Source organism: Micromonospora sp. NPDC051543 (assembly GCF_044454415.1).
In the GTDB taxonomy this organism is placed as follows: Bacteria; Actinomycetota; Actinomycetes; order Mycobacteriales; family Micromonosporaceae; genus Micromonospora.
Genome location: NZ_JBITDT010000005.1, coordinates 287,249 through 305,531, shown reverse-complemented (window position 1 = coordinate 305,531; position 18,283 = coordinate 287,249). Strand labels below are relative to the sequence as shown.

The window sequence follows — 18,283 nt, the reverse complement described above, 5'->3', positions numbered from 1 at the left end:
TCACCCGGTAGCCGACGCCGTCGGGAGGTCCCACCCTCCCGGCGGCGTCGTGCCGTGCCGGCCCTCGCCCGCGGCGAACCGGGCCGCGCCGGCCAGCGCGTCAGTGGCCAGCGAATCCATCCCGTACGCCAGTTCGGTCGCCAGCGCCTCCGCCTCGGGCTGCCCGGTACCGGCCAGCAGGGCCGCCCGGTCATTGCGCAGGCAGGTCTGCGGATGCCGGGCGATCGCCGCCGCCAGTTCCTCGGCCGCCGCCCGCGCCCGGCCCGGCGGCACCACCCGGTTGACCAACCCCATGGCGTACGCCTCGTCGGCCGGCACCGCACGCCCGGTGAGGATCAGGTCCATCGCGCGGCTCTCCCCGATCAGCCGAGGCAGCCGGACCGTCCCGCCGTCGATCAGCGGTACTCCCCAGCGGCGGCAGAACACCCCGAGCGTGGCGTCTGATTCGGCGACCCGCAGGTCACACCAGAGCGCCAGTTCCAGGCCGCCAGCGACCGCGTACCCCGAGATGGCCGCGATCACCGGCTTGCTCAGCACCATCCGGGTGGGACCCATCGGGCCGTCCCCCTCCGGCTCCACCCGGTTACCCCTCGGCGTGCCGACGGCCTTCAGGTCGGCCCCGGCGCAGAACGTGCCGCCCGCACCCCAGAGCACGGCGACTGACGCGCCCGGATCAGCCTCGAAGGCGCGGAAGGCATCCGCCAACGCCCGAGCGGTAGCCCCGTCGACAGCGTTCCGAGCCTCCGGCCGATCCAGAATCACCGTAGTAACAGCCCCACGACGCTCCACCCGCACACCCATCCCGCCAGCATGCCGCCTGCCCCGCGCCCCCACAATCTCGTCGATCTTGCACTTTGGGTTGTCGATTTACCTCTTAGAGGCTGTTTTGTCGCAGCAGAAACTGCAAGATCGGCGGGAGAGCGGCGCGTGGCAGGTTTGTCGTCGGCGACCGGTTTGGGAGGGGGATCGCCGGGAAGTCGGTACTCGTGCGAGCGCTATTGACGAAAGTTGAGCAGGACTCCCGGCTGGACCGCGCGGGTGACCGGTTGCAGAAGGCTGTCCTGGGGACGCTGCGACCGCGGCGACTGCGGGACCTGCTGCACGGCGTGACGCTGGGGCACCCGCTGCACCCGGCCATGGTGCAGGTGCCGGTCGGGGCGTGGATCAGTGCCGCCGTGCTGGACCTGATGCCAGGGCAGCGCCGACCGGCGACCGTGCTGGTCGGTCTAGGGACGGTCAGCGCCCTGCCGGCGGCGGTCGCCGGCTTGAACGACTGGGCGGCGCTCTCCCGGGATCAGCGCCGGGTCGGCCTCGTGCACGCGGCCGCGGACACCGTCGGGGTCGGCCTCTACGCCGGTTCACTGGCGGCGCGGCTCTCCGGGCGGAGTGGCGTCGGCAAGGCGCTCGGGTTCCTCGGACTCTCCGCCGTCAGCCTCGGCGCGTACATCGGTGGGCACCTGGCGTACAAGCAGGGCGCCCAGGTCAACCAGAGCGTGTCCGAGCTGCACCGGATGAGCGACGGGTGGCACTCGCTGGCGGACATGGCCACCCTCCCGCAGCGCACGCTGATCACCCGGGAGGTGGACGACGACATCTCGGTGATCCTCTACCGCCATGGCGACGAGGTCACGGTGATGCTGGAGCGGTGCCCGCACCAGAGCGGGCCGCTGGGCGAGGGCGAGGTCCAGGAGATCGACGGCCATGCGTGTGTGGTCTGCCCCTGGCACGGCAGCGCGTTCCGCCTCAACGGCGGCGAGGTCGTGCAGGGACCCTCCGGCAACGACCAGCAGATCCTGCCCACCCGCATCCAGGACGGCGTGCTCCAGACCCGTCTCCCCTGACAAGCGTGCTACGGGCCGACGAGGACCACCGGCCGCCCTCGACGCACTGATGCCACATAGTCATCTTGATGACTATGTGGCATCAGTCCGTGTGGGGTGTCCGCTCCCGGGCGTCGTTCGTGCGGAACTCGGCGAGCGGGGCTGCGACCTACGCGTGCGGGTGCCGGCTCAACCCCGCCGGTGCCGACCGCCCTGGATGCCGTCGTCGTCCCATTCGCCGACCGCTCCGGCACTACGACCGGGCAGGGCCAGCGGCGTGCCGGTCGGCGGGCCAGTGGGCGGGGCAGGCGTCTCGGTGGTCGCCGCCGCACGACGGGCGGCCCAGGCGGCGCCACTGCCCGCTCGGCCCCCGGTGGTGGAGCTGCCGCCGACCCCGGTCGACCGGCGTCGCGGGGTACGGGCGGCCGCGGTCAGCCGGGGCGCGGCGCCGGCGGTGGCCGGTCGACGACGGAGACCGAGGACCGCGCCGATCTGGGCGCCGACGATGCTCGCCACGGCCAGGACGGCGGAGACGGCCAGCGGTCGGTTCACCCGGTCGGTGGCTCCGGCCCGGGCCGCGCCGACGGTCATCGTGGGCGCCTGACCCGTCGACTCCGTACCGCTGGGTGGTGCCTGTTCCGCGCGCTCCGGCACCGACTGCTCCGGCGTCGGTCGCGGCGCGGGCGGTGTGGGCGCGGCGGGGCGACCGACGAGTTTGCCGGTGGCGTGCGAGCGTGCGCCCTGGTCGGTGGCCTCCGCCGGGAGCCGGAGCAGTTGCCCGGGACGAATCCGGTCCGGGTCGTCCAGCCGGTTCAGCTTGGCGAGTTGCCGGTAGTCGTCGAACTCGTCGAGGTACCGCTCGGCCACCTCGCCGAGGTAGTCGCCCCGGGCAACGCGGTACACCGGCGCAGCCTGGTCTCCGGGGCTCGGCCCGCCCGGCGCGACAAGTCCGAGCGGCCCGCTCCCCAGGGCGTCGCGGGGCCCGGTCGCGGCCAGGCCCAGCGGGGTGCTCTCGGTGAGCCGCGTGGTGGTGGCCGACGCGGCCGGCTGGGCGTACGTCGGGCCGGCGTAGACCGCGGCGGCGCTGGCGGCGGCCGGGCTGGCCGCGAGGATCAGGGCGACCGAACCGACCAGCGCGGCAGCGGCCTTCTGCTGGCGGCTCATCCCGGGCAGCTTCGGCGCCGGCCGGCGCAGGGTCTGGGCGCCCAACTCGACCAGGACGGAGAAGGTGAACGTGGCCCAGCCGAACCAACCGGCCAGCGCCAGGGCCCGCAGGAAGAGTTGCCCGTCGTCCCGGCTGGTCAGGGTGGTGCCCACCTCGGCGAGGGTGGGCAGATGGTCGGGCAGGGGATTGCCGGCGAAGGCGAGCAGCGCGACCGGCGCGCCCGCCACCAGGGCGCAGAGCACGACAAGCGCGCCGAGGCCGGTGAGGACACGTCCCGTCCGCCGTACGACGGACCGACCCGATGCGGACATGGCTGCCTTCCTTCCTATGGGGGCGGGGCTGGGGCTGTGGCGATGGCCCGCGCGGTCGCCTCGCCGGTGATGGTGACCTGGTCGGCGAAGCCGAACAGGCCGAGCATCGAGCGGCGGTAGGTGATCGTGAGACGTACCCGGACGACGACCTCCCCGGCGATCTGCGGGAAGCTCACGGTGTGGCTGGTGGTGGAGCCGACGGCGGCGAGGTATTCGGCGACCGCTACGCGGGCCTGCGGCTGGTCGATCCGCGTCGGCCCACCCTCGATCGCGGTGGCCCGGTCGATGGCCTGCCCGCCCGCGCGGGCCGCCTCAGCGGCCAGGTTGTCGGCGCGTTGCAGCGTGCGGAGCTGGCCCGCGCCGTCGAACGAGAGTCCCACAATGGCCAGTACGCCGATCATCGCCACGGCCAGGAAGATGCTGACCCGGCCGTGGTCGCCGGAGAGCGTACGGAGGTTCATCCTCGGCTCCGGTAACGGTCCAGTGGCGACGTGAAGCTGGCCGCGATCTTGTTCTCGGTGGGCATGCCCGGTACGGCGTTGAGCCGTAGGTCGCGGAACGACACCTTGCACTCGACCGTGACGGTGACCGTCGCGTTCTGGCCGAGGGCGCTGCGGTAGGCGTTGTCGAATCCGGTGTTCTCGTTGCCGACCCTGCCGCCGAACGTCAGAGTCGGAGCGGCTCCGCAATTCAGTCCGTGCCAGTCCAACTGCTCCTGGGCCGCCTTGCGGGCCTGTTCCTTGGCGTCGGTCGGGTTGCGGGAGATCGACGCGGCGCGGGCCGCGTCGTGCGCCGCGGCGTCGAGGGCCTCTGCGGCCACCGCGCTGCGTCCGGCAACGCCCGCCAGCACCATCAGCGCGATGAACGCGGGCGCGAGCACCGCCACCTCGATGGAGACCGAGCCACGCTCGGTGGTCCGGCTCACGGCGCGGTCACCCGCTCCACCGGCCCGTGCGCGGTCTGACCGATCTCGAAGTCCACGCCGGGTACGACCGACAGGGACCGGCCGGAAACCGTGCAGGTCACGTCGATCTCGCTGGTCACACAGCTCGGACCGCCGGCCTTGTCCCAGCCCAGCAGCCAGCTGCCGCTGGTGGACAGGAACTGCTTGGCGCTGGCTACCCCGGCGCCGTTGGACGCGTTGTACCGCCGTTCGGCGTTGACCCCGCTCTGGGCGGCGTTCAACGCCGTGGCACGAGCCAGGAAGACGGCCGCCACCTGGAGTGATGCGAACAGGAGCACCAGGATCAGCGGCATCACCACGGCCAGTTCCACCGGGTTCGCGCCCCGCTCCCGGTCGCCGGTCACGAGACGACGCCGAGCGGTGGAAACCGCCCGGCGCCACCTCGGGTCCGTGACTCGACGCATGTCGGTTACTTCGGGTTCGCGTGGCCCGGGATGGCCTTCATCCAGTCGTTGGCCTTGCCGAGCGCCAGGCCGGTGACGACGGTGGCCACGAAGACCAGGCCGAAGATGATCACCGCAGTCGGTACCGGGCTGTCGCCCCGCTCGCCGTCCCGGCGTAGCTCGGCGAAGCGCGTCGTCACCACGACGTGCAGGTAGGTGAGGATGGACATGGCGTACTCCTTTTCGGGGGTCGGATCAGACACGGGCGATGAACGGGTAGACGACGAAACCGAGCAGCACGAAGACGAGTAGCGCGCCCGGGATGTCGAGCTTGCTGGTCACGCCCTCGGCGCGGGCCAGGTTGTCGGTGCGGATCTGGTCGCGCAGCGAGTCGGCCCGGCTGCGCAGGGTCTCGTGCACCTGCGCGCCCTCGCTGCCGGAGGAGCGCATGATCGCGCCGACGTCGCCCAACTCCGGGATCCCGATCTTGTCGGCGAGGTCGCGCAGCTCGTCCCAGGGGGCGTGCATCTGCATCTGGGCGATCCGCAGCGCCTCCTGAAGGCGATCGAACACCCAGCCGTCGCAGACGGCCGCGGCCCGCTCCAACGACTGCACCGGCCCGTGCGCGGCGGAGAGCTGCAACGCCACCAGATCCAGGTACGTGCACACGGCCTGGCGGAACTCGTCGCGGGCGGCGTCCGCCTTGGTCAGGACCGACCGGTGCGCCAGCAGACCGGCGACGAAAGCCATTCCGAGGCCCCCGAGCACCGGTACGACCAGCGGCAGCGAGATGCCGAGGACGAACAGCGCCACCCCGAGCAGGGTCGGCGTGGCCAGTCCGATCAGCGCGGACAGCAGCACCGACAGCGCGTACTGCTCAGGGGTCTGGCCGATCAGGGCGAGCTGCCGGTGTGGCGGTCGCAGCCAGCGGGACAGCCCGGTCAGCCAGTCCAACCGCCGGGAGGCGGGAGTGGCCACCCGGCCGGTACCCGGCGGCTGGTGCAGGCGGCGCAGCGCCGGACCGAGCGCGGGAGTGGCCGGCACCAGCTCGCGGATCACCAGGAACAGGCCCAACCCGATCGCCGCCCCGCCGGTGACGGCGACGCCGAGGAGCCAGTTGACGATCATCGTGGGCCTCGTGCCGGCACCGTGGCGCTCGCGCTCACGCGACGACCTCCTGTGGGTCGGGCGCCGGCAGGAACCGGGCCGGTCGCTGCGGCTGACTCATCGAGCGGACCCAGGCCAGCAGGCCGATGAAGGCGATGCCGAGCGCGGCCATCACCACCTGACCGGTCGGGGTGCCGTACGGCTCGATGTACTCGGTGTTGACCAGCCCGTACGCCAGCGTCGCCAGCGTCATCCCGGTCAGGAAGCGGACCGCGAACCGGGGCTGGGTGCGCTTGGCCTCGATCTCCCGGCGGGTCGCCACCTCGGCGGACGCCGCGCCGGCGATCGAGCCGAGTACGTCGCCCAACCGCTCGCCCCGGTCGGTGAGGTGCAGGATCAGGGCCGCCACCACCTGGTCGCAGACCGGGTCGCCGATCTCGTCGGCGAACGCCAGCAGCGCGGAGCGGGCCAGCCAGCCGGCCTGCAACCGGGCGGCGAGCAGTCGTACCTCGTCCTCGATACCGGGTGGCACGCTGCCGATCGTGCTGATGATCGCCTGTTGGAGGCCCTGGCCCGTACCGGACACGTCCTTGAGCCGGCGGGTCCACTCGCCGACGGCCTCGATCCGGGCGATCGCCCGCTGCTCGGCCTTGCCCACCGCGAACAGCCACGGCGTACCGGGTACCGCCACCGCCACGAGCAGACCCACCACCGGTAGCCCGGTCAGCAGGAACGCCAACGCCCCGGCGACCACCGCGGCGAGCAGCAGCGCCTGGTAGGACCGCCGCTCGGCGGGCGTGGCGCCGGAGCCCCGCCAGAGGCGACTCAGGCCGGGCCCCGCTCCCGGGCCGGGGCCCGGGGGTCGGCGGGTGCCGACCAGCGCGACCACCGCCAGCAGGAGTCCCGCCACGCAGGCGGCCCCGGAGACCACCGCGATCAACTCCAGGCTGTTCCCCATCAGGTCACCGCCGGGCCAGTCGGGTCTGTCGGGGTCGCCGCCACGCGCCCGTACCGGCCTCGATCCACCGGGTCAGCAGTCGGGAGTCGTACCCCACGCGGAGCAACTGGTCGCGGACCCGTTCCGGCAGGTGTCGGGGGACCGCGCGGCCGTCCGGACCGGGACCGAAGACGGTGGTGGTGGTGATCCGTCCGGCCTCGCCGGCCCCGATCACCTCCTCCACGTGCGAGACGAACCGGTGCTTACGTCCGCCGATCGCGCTCTCGTCCTCGACGGTGACGTAGACGATCAGGTCGAGGGCGTTGCCGGCCATCCGACGCGCCTGGTCGACGGTCATCTCGCGGCCGTGCGCCAACGCCAGCTCGACGATCCGCTCGCCGACGCCGGCGGCCGTGCGGGCGTGGATCGTGCACATCGACCCCCGGCTGGTGGTCATCGCCTGGAGCATCGGCACGATCTCGCGGGACCGCACCTCGCCCACGATGATCCGCAGGACGCCCATCCGCAGCGACAGCGGGATCAGGTCGGCGATCGTCACCTCGCCCGCCGGACGGCCGTCGAAGCCGCGCTCGCCGTGCCCCTCCCGCGCCTCGAAGCTCATCACCGCCCGGTGCCGTTCGCGGCGGCGCGCCGGCAGCAGTTCCCGGCTCTCCTCCAGCAGCACGTACGGCTCGTCGGGCGGGATCTCGTTCATCAAGGCCCGGATGATTGTGGTCTTTCCGGCACCGGCCAGCCCGGCGACCATGATGTTCAACCCGGCGCGCATGGCGGCGCGCAGGAAGTCGCGCAGCAGCGGGTCGATCATCTCGTCCAGGTCGCCCCGGCTACCGGCCACGTCGTCGAGGCTCACGTCCAGGGTGTTGTGCTTGCGGATCACCGCGTACGGGCGGTGGCTGACCAGGAACACCGCCGCCAACCGGCTGCCGTCGGGCAGTTGCAGGTCGAGCGTGGGCTTCACGGTGGACAGGGACCGCTCGGTCGCGCCGGCCCGCCGTGCCGCCGCCTGGAGGATCTCCACCAGTTCGGCGTCGCTGTCGGCGATCGGCTCGCCCCAGTCCACCCCGCCGCCGTGTCGGGTGATGCGCACCTGGTCGCAGCCGAGGATGTGCACCTCCTCGATGGTGTCGTCGACCAGCAGGGTCTGGAGCCGGCCGAGCCCGACCAGCTCGGCGGTCACCTGGTCGAGCAGCAGACGCTCCTCGCCGGCGGCCATCGGAGTGCCGGCCCGGCGGACCGCGTCGGCGTACTCGGCGACCACCTGGACGGCCAGCCGCGCCCGCTCGGTGTCCTCCTCGTCGACGGTGAACTCCCGGCCGCGCTGCCACAGGGTGAGGCGTTCGGTGAGTTCCCGGCGCAGCTCCCGGACCACCTGGAAGTCCATCCGGGGTCGAGGGGCCGTCTCGGGCGGCGGCGTGGCCGTGGGCGTCGGCTGCGGCATCGGCGTCACGTGGTGGTGCCGGCCGTTCGCGGGGTTCAGCGGTGGCGCGGTGGACGTCGCGCCCGGCGGCTGCTGGCGGGGGTCGGCCGAGACGGGTTCAAACCGCATCCGGCACCCCCTGCTGTACCGGCCAGGCCAGCCGTGCCCGTCGGCGTTCCAGCAACGCCCCGACCGGCACCTCAAGCGCGGTCGCCGCGCGCAGCAGCGGCCGTCCGGACCGCACGGTCCCCCCGAGGCCGAGCACCCCTGCGGTACGCGGGTCGTGCGGCAGCCGGGCGATCACCGGCAGCTTCAGTCCTCGACTGATCTCGGCGCGCCCGTGCCCGTCGCCGATCAGCAGCAGCCGCAGGGTGCCCGGCGGTACCCGGTGTTCGGCGAAGTCCCGCTCGATCGTGGTGACCACCGCCCGCGTGCCGGACAGGTCGGGTAGGTTCGCCCGGGTCACCAGCAGCACCACCGAGGCGGCCCGCAGCAGTGGCCACGGTGGAGCGTTCACGTGCAGTCGGCCGCAGTCGACGAGCACGTCGTAGCCGGGGGTGCCCCGGTCCAGGGCGTTGAAGTAGTCGGCGAAGCGCTGCCAGAGCGGGCTGACGCTGCCGGCCTGCGTCGGATCGACCAGGCCGGGCAGCAGCAGCCGTTCCCGGCGCGGCGCGTCCAGGTCGACCAACTGGGACCAGAACGCGGTCTCCAGGTTGCCGTCGCGCAGCTCGCCGACGGCCAGCTCCCCGATGCCGCGCGGACCGTCCAACTGGCCGCCCAGATAGCCGGCGAGGATCGACCCGCCCGCCGGGTCGCACTCGGCGAGGACCAGCCGGCGGTGCCAGGTCAGGGCGCAGGCCAACGCCGAGGTGGTCACGCCGGGCGAGCCCTTCGCGGACACCAACGCGATGATCGCCATGGTCAGGCCGCCTCGATCAGCACGACGGCGACCCGCTCCTGGGCGGCGAGAGCCACCACGGCGGGTACGTCCCGGATGAGGAGCGCCAGGTACAGCACCTTCTCGTCGTCCGTCGGGCTGACCATGTCGATGACGGTGGCCGTGAACCGGGTGCCCGCCGTGGCGGCCGCCCCGGTGGCGTCGTCGTCCGGGGTGCTGACCAGCAGCACCTTGTCGCCGGGGTGCAGCGCGCGGGCGGGCACCTGGGCGGTCTTCAGGCCGAGCGCGATCTGCTGCTGCCCCGGGCCGAGCAGCGGGTCGTCGGTCACCTGCCCGAGGGTGAGCAGGGTGCCCGGCACCAGCGCCACGGCCGCCCGCTTGCCGACCACCTCGTCCAGCCGGCCCGCCGGCACGGGGCGTAGCCCCTGGCCGCCGGCGACCTGCACGGTGATCAGGTCGGCGGCGGTGACCTCCCGGCCCACCTCCACCGGTCGGGCCACCGCGAGGTAGCTGCCGGTGGCCCGGACCGAGGTGACCGCGAACGCGGCCCCCAGCCCACCGAGGGCGATCAGGAGGACGGCGAGACCCAGCAGGCCTGGACGGACGCGGCGCTGCCGGACCACCTTGGGCGGGCTGACCGGCGCGTCCACCGGTCCGGTCGCGTTACGCGTCGCCAGACTCACCGTTCGATCTCCATTCGTGGCTGGGGTGCTCGCAGAACCGGGTCACTCACCTGGTCACCACCTGAAGCTCCCTGATCTGCACCGGCACGGTGCCGCTGGTCCGGGTCTGCGCGATCGGGTCGCCCTCCACGCCGTTGTCGGTCCACCAGCGGACCGTCCAGTACGTGGTGGCACCCACCCGGTAGGTGCCCGCCTTCGGGTAGCCGTGGTGGTAGCCGCAGTCCGGCGAGGTACTGCCGGCGCGCTTGCCCTTCGGGTCGTACGGGGTGCCGGGTTTGGTGCAGGTGACCGTGTCGCCGTTGCCCATGTTCCAGACGATCCGGTCGACCTTCGCCTCGATCGAGACGGTCAGCCCACGGTCGGTGGCGGAGGCGTTCAGCGGCCCGAAGTAGCTGGCGCTCGGGGTCGCCCACATCCAGACCGGCAGGCCGACCAGGCCGGGGCCGATGTCCTTGCGGGGGGCGACCTTCAGCCGCGCCGGCAGCAGCTTGATCGACGCGAGAGCCCGGCGGGCCAGCTCCTCCGGGTCCGGCGGAGCGCCGAAGCCGGGCGGCGGCCCGTTACGCAGCACGGTGTCCTGCGCGCCGAGGTCGCCGCCGTTGCAGGTCTGGACGTACCACTGCTGGCCCTCTTCCGCCGGCTTCTGCGGCACGGCGAGCTTGTAGTAGCAGCCGTCGCCGTTGTTGAACCAACCCAGCACGTCGTCGTAGCAGGGGATGGTCCGGCCGCCCCACTGGCAGACGCCGCCACCCCCGCCGCCGGAGTCTCCGCCGCCGTTGTCCCCGCCGCCCCCCGGGTCGCCGGGGTGACCGGGTTCGTCGTCCCAGACGTTGCAGTCCGGTTGGCCGGGCGGGCACTCCACCCCCGGGCCCGCGCGGCGGGCGGCGGAGGCCGGCGGGGTCGCGGCGACCATCACCATCAGCATCGCCAGGCCGACCCCGGCGAGGATCCGGCGGCTCAGCACGGCTGGTCCTGGTGCGCGACGCCGGAGCTGATCAGCCACCGACCATCGGGATAGCGGGTGGCGGTGGCCGTCGCCAGGTGCTTGCCGCCACCGCTGCCCGGCACCACCCGTTGGTCCTTGGTATAAACGAGCCGGTAGCCGGTCGCGTCCAGGCAGTCCTGGATCTCCACGGTGGCCGGGTCCGAGTCGAGGTCGACGGCGATCACGGTGGGATCGGATCTCAAGGTCCCGGTGCGCATCGCGCCGTGCTCCTTAGCATCGCGAATGGACAATTGCACCCGGGTCAACAGTGGATCGGCGAGAAATCTGGACAGTTCCGGCGCGTGCGGATCGCCGCGCCGACTCGCCGTGCGCGAGGCCGTGAGATATCCGGAGTACGCCTCGAGCGCGGCCTTTTCGGCAGCCCCGCGATCGACATCCGAATCCGCCCGTACCCCGTCGGCACGCCCCGACGTCGGGCGCTCGACCGCCTCCTGCCCGCTGCCGCAGGCGGTGACCGCCACCGTCGCCACGATCGCCAGCAGGCAGGTTGTCGCTCGCCTGAACTGCCGTCCGACCACCGCCGAACCCTCCTCGTGACAGCCCGACGCGGCGACGAAGCGCCGGTGTCGAGCATGCGAAAGCGCGCCCGGATCACTTCATCCGGCCGTTCATTGGCGCTTCTGCATTCACCGTTGCGGATCTTCTACAAATGCAAGGTCCTGTGCTGTCCGGTCATCGATGTGAGGCTTGCGTCACACTCAAGGGGCGAGCATAAGCTCACGATCGCCGATGCAACAGAGGCAATTCAACCGAACACTCTGAGTGATGATGGGTGGTGGTGGCACGTGTGCGTGCCGCGCTCCGGATGGCTGTCGGTCGAGGGGTCGCCGCTGGCCCGGCCTCGCTGGCGCGGGTCGATCCGTCCTGACCCCTGCGCCCCTTACGAAAGTGGGACATCGCGCCCGCAAGTCGGCCCGCCGCCCGTGCCGTGGGTCCGCGGCGACCGCACGTCGTGGGGCGTGCTCCGGGGCGGAAGTCGTCGGTGGGAGACGTCGCTTTCCGCGCCATCCGCTACACCCGAGCGAACGTTCAGTCACGATCCGTGTTCACCTTTCGGAGTGGTCGTGCGACGTTCGGCGGGGTCGACGTGGCGCTGACGGCCGAACCGACCGACCAACCGTCGGCCTCCGGCGGTCCTGCGGTCACCGAGGTGGGGCCGGTGGCGGGTGCCCGTCGTCTCCGGCTCGCACCCGTGCTGGCAACCCTGCTCGTCACCCCGCTGTTGCGGCTGGCCGTCGTGCGTCACGCCGTACCCTCGGACGCCCCCAGCCGGACCGGGTGCGACGACTGCGGGGCCGTGATCAGCCTGCGCACGCCATGGCCCGCGCTCGGTCCGGCGGGCCGGTGCGGTCGGTGTCGCGCGCGGGTCGGGCCGCCGCCCGGCACGATCGAGGTGGCGGCACTGGCCGCCGTGGCGGTGCTCGTGCTGGTCGGCCCACCGCTCGGAGCGTTGCCGGCCGTGGCCTGGTGGCTGGGCTGGACGCTACCGGCGGTCCTCGTCGACCTGGCCGTGCACCGGCTACCCGACCGGCTCACCCTGCCCGCCGCCGGCGGAACCTGGCTGCTGCTCGGCGTGGCGGCGCTGGCCGGCGCCGGGGCTGGTCCCTGGGTGCGGGCCGTCGCCGCCGGTACGGGTCTGGCGCTGCTCTTCGCCGCCAGCACGTTGCTGCTCGGTCGCCGGGGCTTCGGGCTGGGCGACGCCAAGTTGGCGCTCGGCGTGGGCGCGCTGCTCGGCTGGTACGGCTGGCCCGTCCTCGTGCTCGGGCTGCTGCTCACCTTCGGGCTGTCCGCACTGGTGAGCCTGGGGCTGCTGGTGGCCCGACGGGTCCGCTGGACCACCCACCTGCCGTTCGGCCCGTTCCTGCTCCTCGGCACGGCGGGCGCGCTCCTGGCCGCCTGAGGGGCCTACGGGCGGGGTCGGCCGGCCAGGTCGGGCACCGGCCGGCGGGCGTCGGTACGGCGACGCAGCGCCTCGGCGGTCGGTCGGGCCAGCAGCGGGGTGGCGACCAGGGCGACCAGGGCGCCGAGCAGCAGCCCCGCGGCCACGTCGTGCGGGTAGTGCACGCCCACGAAGACCCGGGAGAACGCGGCCAGCACGGCCAACGGCAACGCGATCAACCCGAGCCGCCGGGAGAGCAGCAGGGTGGTGACCGCCAGCGCGCCGGCGAGCGTCGCGTGGTTGCTCGGGAAGGAGTAGTCGCCGGTCGGTGGACACGTCCCGGCGATGATCGCCCGGCCCACCGTCCGGCACGGCCGGTCCTCGTCCACCACCGTCTTGAGGAATTCGCTGCCCGCGTACGCCAGGAGAGTCGGCAGCGGCGCGACCAGGGCGAGTGCCCGGTCGTGCGGGCCACCGGCCAGGCGGCGCAGCGCGGCAACCACCAGGAGCGCGCCGAGGAGCAGGATCACCCCCTCGGTGGCGTGCCCGACGAACCACTGCACCGGGTGCGGGGTGCCGGCGGCGGCATCGACGATGTCGTGGTACCACTCCGCGCTGATCTCTGGGACGTCCGTAGTGCCGCTGTCGGCCATGAATCACCTCTCCACACGTTCATACCGCGTTCATCTTGGAGAAATCTTGGAAACGCGAACGTGGGGGCAGGTCGGTCCAGCGCGTGGTCGGCTGGCTGGGGCTCAGGTCGACGCGGGTCCCTCGGCCACCCGCTGGGTCGGGCCGGGACCGCCGGCCATCCGCTCCCGGACGGCCTCCAGCGCCTCGAAGGCGTACGCCCAGTTGTGGCACTTGAAGCTGCGCAGGCCCTCGATGGCGGTGTGGCAGTCGGCGCAGTGCACCCCCGCGATGGCGTCCGGGACCTCGGTGTTGACGTACTTGTGGTCGCCGAGGATGACCTCGGCGATCATGCCCTTGTCGTGCAGCCCGGTGACCGCCGAGGAGACGATGTCGTACCAGGTGATCCGCCGGCCGCACTTCGGGCAGTCCGGCTCGTCGCCGCTGACCCAGAGCGGGGCGCCGATGGTGCGCGTCGGCATTCCGAGCAGCTTCTCCAGACGGCGCACGTCCGACTCCGGGGTGGTCCACCGGTGTCGGCCGGGCAGTGACGCGGGCGAGTCGTACACGGCGCGGAACAGGTCGTTCTCGACCCGTACGGTCTCCCGTTGACTGGTCATCGGCGTCCCTCCTCGTGCGTGGGTGCCCCCACCGTGGTCGGCGCTGACCAGGGGTGCAGCCGGATCAACGACAGGAGGGGCGGGCGGGTCGTCGCCTCGGGCGCTCCGTTGGTGAGGCGGGGGTCGGCGACGGCCGCCCACGCGTTCTGCCTCTGGCGGCCGGTCCCGGGTGGTACGACGAACAGATGGCGAGCAGGCCCGAACGGCTGCTACGGGGAAGCGACGCCTCGCTCAGCGCCTCGTTCCTGGAACTCTTCTTCGATCTGGCGTTCGTGCTCGCTCTCAGCCAGACGGCCCAGCACCTGCTGGGGGACCTCACGCTCGACACCAACCGCAACCTCACCGAGGCGATCGCCCTGTACCGCTCGGCCGGTTACCGGGAGATCCCGCCGTACAACACCGAGCGCTACGCCCACCACTGGTTCGAGAAACCGCTCGCGCGGTGAGCAGAGCTCGTCGGGACACGATCAGGGGACTCCGCCGCCAGCGCTCCGCTGAGGTGTGAGACTTTGTCCTATTCTCGGCACGTTCCGACCTTCTCGTCCGACCCCTGACCAGGGATTTCGGGTCGGGCAGCGTCCTCGGACCGTCCTGGGTGGAGAGTGGCGATGAGCGGCAGCAGACGGATCGATCAGATGGCCCGACGTCAGTTCGTCAAGCTGTCCGGGGCCGCCAGCGCGGGAGGGCTTCTCACCCTGGCCGGGGCGGACGGTGGAATGGCCGATGGTGGTGGCGGCTCACCCCAACCCCCGCCACCGCCGAACCCGGGCGGCAGCGCCTGCCCGACACCGTCGGCCCTGTGCGGCTATCCCACCGACACCGGCGGCCGGTTCGACCTCTGGGACCGGGTCCAGGTCTGCCTGGGTACGCGGACCTCACCGCCGACCAACTGCCTGCGCACCACGTCCACCTACGTGGTGCTCAACGGCGCGCCGTCGAACACCCACAACTATCTGCTCGTGCCGACCTGCCGCGTGCAGGGCATCGAGTGCCCGTTCATCGCCACCGCCGCCGCACCGAACTACTGGTTGGACGCCTGGATCAACGCGCAGCCCGGGCAGCCCTCGCACGTGGTCTACCCGAACATCGGGCTCGGGATCAACTCCGCCGACGCCCGCCAGCAGGACCAACTGCACATCCACCTGGCCGGCATCCACAGTGGAATCCAGACCCAGCTCAACTCGTACGACAACGTGATCAGCAACAACCCGGCGAACTGGCGGAACCAGATCGTCCCGATCTGGGGCCTGACGAGCGGGGGCGCCCCGGCCCCCCGCTCCTACCGCGTGCTGCACGTGTCGAATCTGAACGACAACCTGTTCACGCTGCTGCGCGACTTCGTCGTACGCCCGACCGGGGCGAACATGGCCCACCAGGCGATGGCGGTCACCCCTCGCCTGGTCGGCAACGGCGGGTTCTACGTCGTCAACAGCGAGCCCGCACTCCAGACCCCGCAGGGCCAGCCCGGCGGTACGGGCACCGTCGACTTCCTGCTCGCGTACACCTGATCTCCGCAGGTCACGACGGCGAGCCGGACGCCAGGTCGCGTCGGGTGAGGGCGGCCCGCAGCCGCAGCGACTCGGCGGCGAGGTGCTCCCGCCCACCCTGTTGTTCCGCCTGAAATTGGAGCGCGGTTCTGATCAACACTGCCCATACTCGTAGCCATGAAGCTCGCCGAAGCCCTGGCGCTGCGCGCGGACGCGGCGCGTCGCGCCGAACAACTCCGCTCCCGCATCACCGCCAGCGCCCGTTTCCAGGAGGGTGAGACTCCCGCCGAGGACGCCTCGGTTCTCCTCGCCGAAGCGGGCGAGGTGCTCGGTGAGTTGGAGTCACTGATCCGGCAGATCAACCGCACCAACGCCGCCACCACCGTCGACGGGGTGGGGACGCTCACCGACGCGCTCGCGCGTCGCGACGTACTCCGTCTGCGGCACAGCGTGGTCACCTCCGCAGCGGACGCGGCCGCCGGTGAAGGTCAGCGCGGGTACCGGCAGCTTCGGTCGGAGCTGAAGATGGTCCCGGCGTTGCCGGTGGCCGAGCTGCGCCGGCAGGCCGACGACCTCGCCCGGCAACTACGCGAGGTGGACACGCTGATCCAGCGGACGAACTGGGAGGTCGAGCTGCTGGATTGAGGAGTTTGCGGAGCAGGTAGCCGACGTGGAGGCGTGCACGAACCCGCGAGCCGGCGGGCAATCCGGCTCCCTCCTGGCGCGCCGAGGGCAGGCGCGGGGGTTCGATTCCCCGACACACACCGCATGCCCAGCACGGCACACCGGTGACGGCGCACAGGGCACGGCACACCACCAGGTGCAGATCCACGACGGTGAGGGTGGGACAGGGGACTTCCGCAACCTCGTACACCAAGGGTTTGGTCGCTGGACCCGTGGTGGGAGACGGCCGTGGCGGAGCGCGAAGCTCCACCACCGGCCGCCGATCAGCCCTTCACCGCTCCGGCGGTGAGCCCTTCGGTCAGGAAGCGCTGCCCGAGCGCGTACATGATCACCACGGGGATGCTGACGAGCAGCGAGGCCGCGGCGAGTTGTCCCTGCGGTACGACGTCTCCGGCGATCATCGACTGCATCCCCACCGGCAACGTCTTGTACTCGTCCTTGGTGATGAACACGAAGGCGAAGAGGAACTCGTTCCAGGCGTTGGTCAGGGTGAAGAGCGCGACCGCCAGCAGTCCGGGCTTGGCCAGCGGCAACACCACCCGGCCGAACGCCTGTAGGCGGGTGCAGCCGTCGACGAGCGCGGCCTCCTCCAGCTCCACGGGGATCGAGGAGAAGTAGCCGACCAGCAGCCACGTGGCGAACGGGAGCGTGAACGTCGGGTACGTCACCACCAGCGACCACAACGAGTCGGTGAGTCGCACGCCGATGAGCATCTGGTAGAGCGGGATGAACAGCAGCGCGCCCGGCATCACGTAGGTGAGCAGCACGGTGACGGTGAACCCCTGCGCGCCACGGAACCGCAGCCGGGCCAGCGCGTAACCCGCGAGAGCGGCGCAGACCAGCGCCACCGCCGTGGACGCCGCGGACACCAGGAGAGTGTTGAGGTACCAGCGACCGAACGGCTGGTTGGCGAAGAGCGCCGTGAACTGCTCCGTGGTCCACGGCGTCGGCCACAGGTCGTCCGTACGCATGACGACCTGGCCCTCGGACTTGAACGCCGTGACGCCGATCCAGTACAGCGGACCGAGCACGAAGAAGAGCAGGCCGGCGAGCGCGACCCAGGAGCCCAAGCCCGACACCGTCGACGATGCCCGGCGACCGCCGCGCGACTGGAGGGTCGACACCACCCGACCGACCGCCGCCGCGATCAGCAGGATCACCCCGAGGACGACCGCCGCCTTCCAGAAGATCTCCGGCGACGCCCAGATCAGCAGGCCGGTGACCACCGCCGTGATCACCCACGGCAGGGCCTTGCGCACCCGCGTACCGACTTGCAGCGCCGTGCGTCGTGCCCGGGGCAGTTTCGCCCCCGAATCCTGGCGCAACAGCCGGACCAGGAAGAACACCAGGCCGCCGATGACCGGCAGCATGACGAGCGTGACCGCTGCTCCCGCGCCGTACTGCAACTGCAGGATCGCCTTCGAGTACGCGACGAGCACGTACGGCGCGGTCACGTCGCCCGGGCCACCCTGGGTGAGCAGCCAGACGAGGTCGAAGTTGTTGAACGTCCAGATCGACGACAGGGTCACCGTCACGGTGATCACGTGGCGCAGGCCGGGCAGCGTCACGCTGGCGAACCGCTGCCACGCCGAGACGCCGTCGATGGTCGCCGCCTCGTACAGGTCGGCCGGGATGGCCTTCAGGCCGGCGAGGAAGCACACGGTGAAGAAGGGCACCCCCTTCCAGACGTTCACCATGATCACCGATGGCATCGCCAGCGACGGATCGGACAGCCAGCCCGCCGGCCAGCTGTCCACCAGGTGCAGATCGACCAGCAGCGGCCCGATTCCGGTGGCGGTGAGCAGGTTGTTGACGCTGCCGAAGATCGGGTCGAGCAGCGCGCGCCAGCTGAACGCCGTCACCACGGTCGGCACCACCCACGGCACCAGGAGCAACCCCGCCAGCACCGCCCGCCCTCGGCGTCGGTGGTGCAGCAGCAGGGCCGCGGCCAGCCCGAGCACGACCTTGAAGATCTCGGCGTACGCGGTGAAGACGAACGAGTTCACCACGCCCGTGTGGAACTGGTCGTCGCCGATGAGGTGCAGGTAGTTGTCCAGGCCGACGAACACGGACTCCTGCCCGTGCCGTTCGGTGGTGCTGGTGACGATCGACCGGGCGATCGGTACGAGCACGAGGCCGCCGACCAGCACGGCCATCGGCGTCAGGAACAGCGCCGCCATTCGCCAGTCACGACCCAGCCGGCGCTGGGTCGCCGTGAGGGAGCCGGATCCCGGCGGCGAGGAGACCCTCGCCGCCGGGACCCGCGCGGGA

General features: G+C 71.9%; 21 protein-coding genes and 1 pseudogene. 5 read left to right on the top strand and 17 right to left on the bottom strand.

Annotated features, from left to right (window positions below; all coding sequences use genetic code 11):
• Positions 1-801 (bottom strand): crotonase/enoyl-CoA hydratase family protein, encoded by an 801-nt coding sequence (locus ACIA3K_RS11560; RefSeq protein ID WP_396800649.1) that lies wholly within the window; start codon positions 799-801, stop codon positions 1-3.
• 185 nt (positions 802-986) lie between these two features.
• Here ACIA3K_RS11560 and ACIA3K_RS11555 point away from each other — a divergent pair, with 185 nt between their 5' ends.
• The gene (locus ACIA3K_RS11555) at positions 987-1,841 is read left to right on the top strand and encodes a Rieske 2Fe-2S domain-containing protein (RefSeq protein ID WP_396800647.1); all 855 of its coding nucleotides are present in this window, start codon (positions 987-989) and stop codon (positions 1,839-1,841) included.
• A 168-nt stretch (positions 1,842-2,009) separates the two neighbouring features.
• On the opposite strand, the gene ACIA3K_RS11550 is transcribed toward ACIA3K_RS11555, so the two are convergent.
• The 12 genes and pseudogenes from ACIA3K_RS11550 to ACIA3K_RS11495 all read right to left on the bottom strand — a co-directional run bounded on the left by ACIA3K_RS11550 (position 2,010) and on the right by ACIA3K_RS11495 (position 11,230).
• Positions 2,010-3,296, bottom strand: a complete 1,287-nt coding sequence (locus tag ACIA3K_RS11550; protein WP_396800645.1) for a LysM peptidoglycan-binding domain-containing protein — start codon at positions 3,294-3,296, stop codon at positions 2,010-2,012.
• 14 nt (positions 3,297-3,310) lie between these two features.
• Positions 3,311-3,757, bottom strand: coding sequence for a pilus assembly protein TadG-related protein (locus ACIA3K_RS11545; protein ID WP_396800644.1), 447 nt, complete (start codon positions 3,755-3,757; stop codon positions 3,311-3,313).
• A complete protein-coding gene (locus tag ACIA3K_RS11540; protein ID WP_396800642.1) occupies positions 3,754-4,221 on the bottom strand; it encodes a TadE/TadG family type IV pilus assembly protein in 468 nt (155 codons plus the stop codon). Before ACIA3K_RS11540 ends, ACIA3K_RS11545 begins: the two co-directional genes overlap by 4 nt.
• Positions 4,218-4,664, bottom strand: coding sequence for a TadE family protein (locus tag ACIA3K_RS11535; protein ID WP_396800640.1), 447 nt, complete (start codon positions 4,662-4,664; stop codon positions 4,218-4,220). Before ACIA3K_RS11535 ends, ACIA3K_RS11540 begins: the two co-directional genes overlap by 4 nt.
• A 5-nt stretch (positions 4,665-4,669) precedes the next feature.
• Positions 4,670-4,873 (bottom strand): hypothetical protein, encoded by a 204-nt coding sequence (locus ACIA3K_RS11530; RefSeq protein WP_355048371.1) that lies wholly within the window; start codon positions 4,871-4,873, stop codon positions 4,670-4,672.
• A 25-nt stretch (positions 4,874-4,898) separates the two neighbouring features.
• On the bottom strand, positions 4,899-5,768 hold the full coding sequence (locus ACIA3K_RS11525; protein ID WP_355048777.1) for a type II secretion system F family protein: 870 nt from the start codon (positions 5,766-5,768) through the stop codon (positions 4,899-4,901).
• A gap of 37 nt (positions 5,769-5,805) precedes the next feature.
• Positions 5,806-6,752: pseudogene (locus ACIA3K_RS11520) on the bottom strand (type II secretion system F family protein).
• Positions 6,713-8,254, bottom strand: a complete 1,542-nt coding sequence (locus ACIA3K_RS11515) for a CpaF/VirB11 family protein (protein ID WP_355048369.1) — start codon at positions 8,252-8,254, stop codon at positions 6,713-6,715. The pseudogene ACIA3K_RS11520 and the gene ACIA3K_RS11515 overlap by 40 nt, the downstream one beginning before the upstream one ends.
• A complete protein-coding gene (locus ACIA3K_RS11510; RefSeq protein WP_396800639.1) occupies positions 8,244-9,044 on the bottom strand; it encodes a ParA family protein in 801 nt (266 codons plus the stop codon). Before ACIA3K_RS11510 ends, ACIA3K_RS11515 begins: the two co-directional genes overlap by 11 nt.
• A gap of 2 nt (positions 9,045-9,046) precedes the next feature.
• The gene (locus tag ACIA3K_RS11505) at positions 9,047-9,706 is read right to left on the bottom strand and encodes an SAF domain-containing protein (RefSeq protein ID WP_396800638.1); all 660 of its coding nucleotides are present in this window, start codon (positions 9,704-9,706) and stop codon (positions 9,047-9,049) included.
• 46 nt (positions 9,707-9,752) lie between these two features.
• Positions 9,753-10,631, bottom strand: coding sequence for a hypothetical protein (locus ACIA3K_RS11500; protein ID WP_396800829.1), 879 nt, complete (start codon positions 10,629-10,631; stop codon positions 9,753-9,755).
• Positions 10,632-10,663: 32 nt separating this feature from the next.
• Positions 10,664-11,230 (bottom strand): hypothetical protein, encoded by a 567-nt coding sequence (locus ACIA3K_RS11495; RefSeq protein ID WP_396800637.1) that lies wholly within the window; start codon positions 11,228-11,230, stop codon positions 10,664-10,666.
• A gap of 632 nt (positions 11,231-11,862) precedes the next feature.
• Between ACIA3K_RS11495 and ACIA3K_RS11490 the strand changes: the two genes are divergently transcribed.
• On the top strand, positions 11,863-12,612 hold the full coding sequence (locus ACIA3K_RS11490; RefSeq protein ID WP_396800827.1) for a prepilin peptidase: 750 nt from the start codon (positions 11,863-11,865) through the stop codon (positions 12,610-12,612).
• A gap of 5 nt (positions 12,613-12,617) precedes the next feature.
• Here ACIA3K_RS11490 and ACIA3K_RS11485 read toward each other — a convergent pair whose 3' ends face one another.
• Both ACIA3K_RS11485 and ACIA3K_RS11480 read right to left on the bottom strand, forming a co-directional pair.
• On the bottom strand, positions 12,618-13,244 hold the full coding sequence (locus ACIA3K_RS11485; RefSeq protein WP_396800635.1) for a phosphatase PAP2 family protein: 627 nt from the start codon (positions 13,242-13,244) through the stop codon (positions 12,618-12,620).
• A 102-nt stretch (positions 13,245-13,346) separates the two neighbouring features.
• A complete protein-coding gene (locus ACIA3K_RS11480) occupies positions 13,347-13,841 on the bottom strand; it encodes a hypothetical protein (RefSeq protein WP_396800633.1) in 495 nt (164 codons plus the stop codon).
• 185 nt (positions 13,842-14,026) lie between these two features.
• Here ACIA3K_RS11480 and ACIA3K_RS11475 point away from each other — a divergent pair, with 185 nt between their 5' ends.
• Both ACIA3K_RS11475 and ACIA3K_RS11470 read left to right on the top strand, forming a co-directional pair.
• Positions 14,027-14,287 carry a low temperature requirement protein A gene (locus tag ACIA3K_RS11475; RefSeq protein WP_396800631.1) on the top strand — a complete coding sequence of 87 codons (261 nt, stop codon included), beginning with the start codon at positions 14,027-14,029 and terminating at the stop codon, positions 14,285-14,287.
• Positions 14,288-14,449: 162 nt separating this feature from the next.
• Complete coding sequence (locus tag ACIA3K_RS11470) at positions 14,450-15,349, top strand: CDP-diacylglycerol diphosphatase (RefSeq protein WP_396800630.1); 900 nt, start codon at positions 14,450-14,452, stop codon at positions 15,347-15,349.
• Between the two features lie 10 nt (positions 15,350-15,359).
• Here the strand turns inward: ACIA3K_RS11470 and ACIA3K_RS11465 are convergent, their stop codons facing one another.
• Positions 15,360-15,488 (bottom strand): hypothetical protein, encoded by a 129-nt coding sequence (locus ACIA3K_RS11465; protein WP_396800629.1) that lies wholly within the window; start codon positions 15,486-15,488, stop codon positions 15,360-15,362.
• A gap of 17 nt (positions 15,489-15,505) precedes the next feature.
• On the opposite strand from ACIA3K_RS11465, the gene ACIA3K_RS11460 reads away from it, so the two are divergent.
• Positions 15,506-15,973 (top strand): DIP1984 family protein, encoded by a 468-nt coding sequence (locus tag ACIA3K_RS11460; protein WP_396800628.1) that lies wholly within the window; start codon positions 15,506-15,508, stop codon positions 15,971-15,973.
• A gap of 302 nt (positions 15,974-16,275) precedes the next feature.
• On the opposite strand, the gene ACIA3K_RS11455 is transcribed toward ACIA3K_RS11460, so the two are convergent.
• Positions 16,276-18,192 (bottom strand): ABC transporter permease subunit, encoded by a 1,917-nt coding sequence (locus ACIA3K_RS11455; RefSeq protein WP_396800627.1) that lies wholly within the window; start codon positions 18,190-18,192, stop codon positions 16,276-16,278.
• Positions 18,193-18,283: the final 91 nt, after the last annotated feature.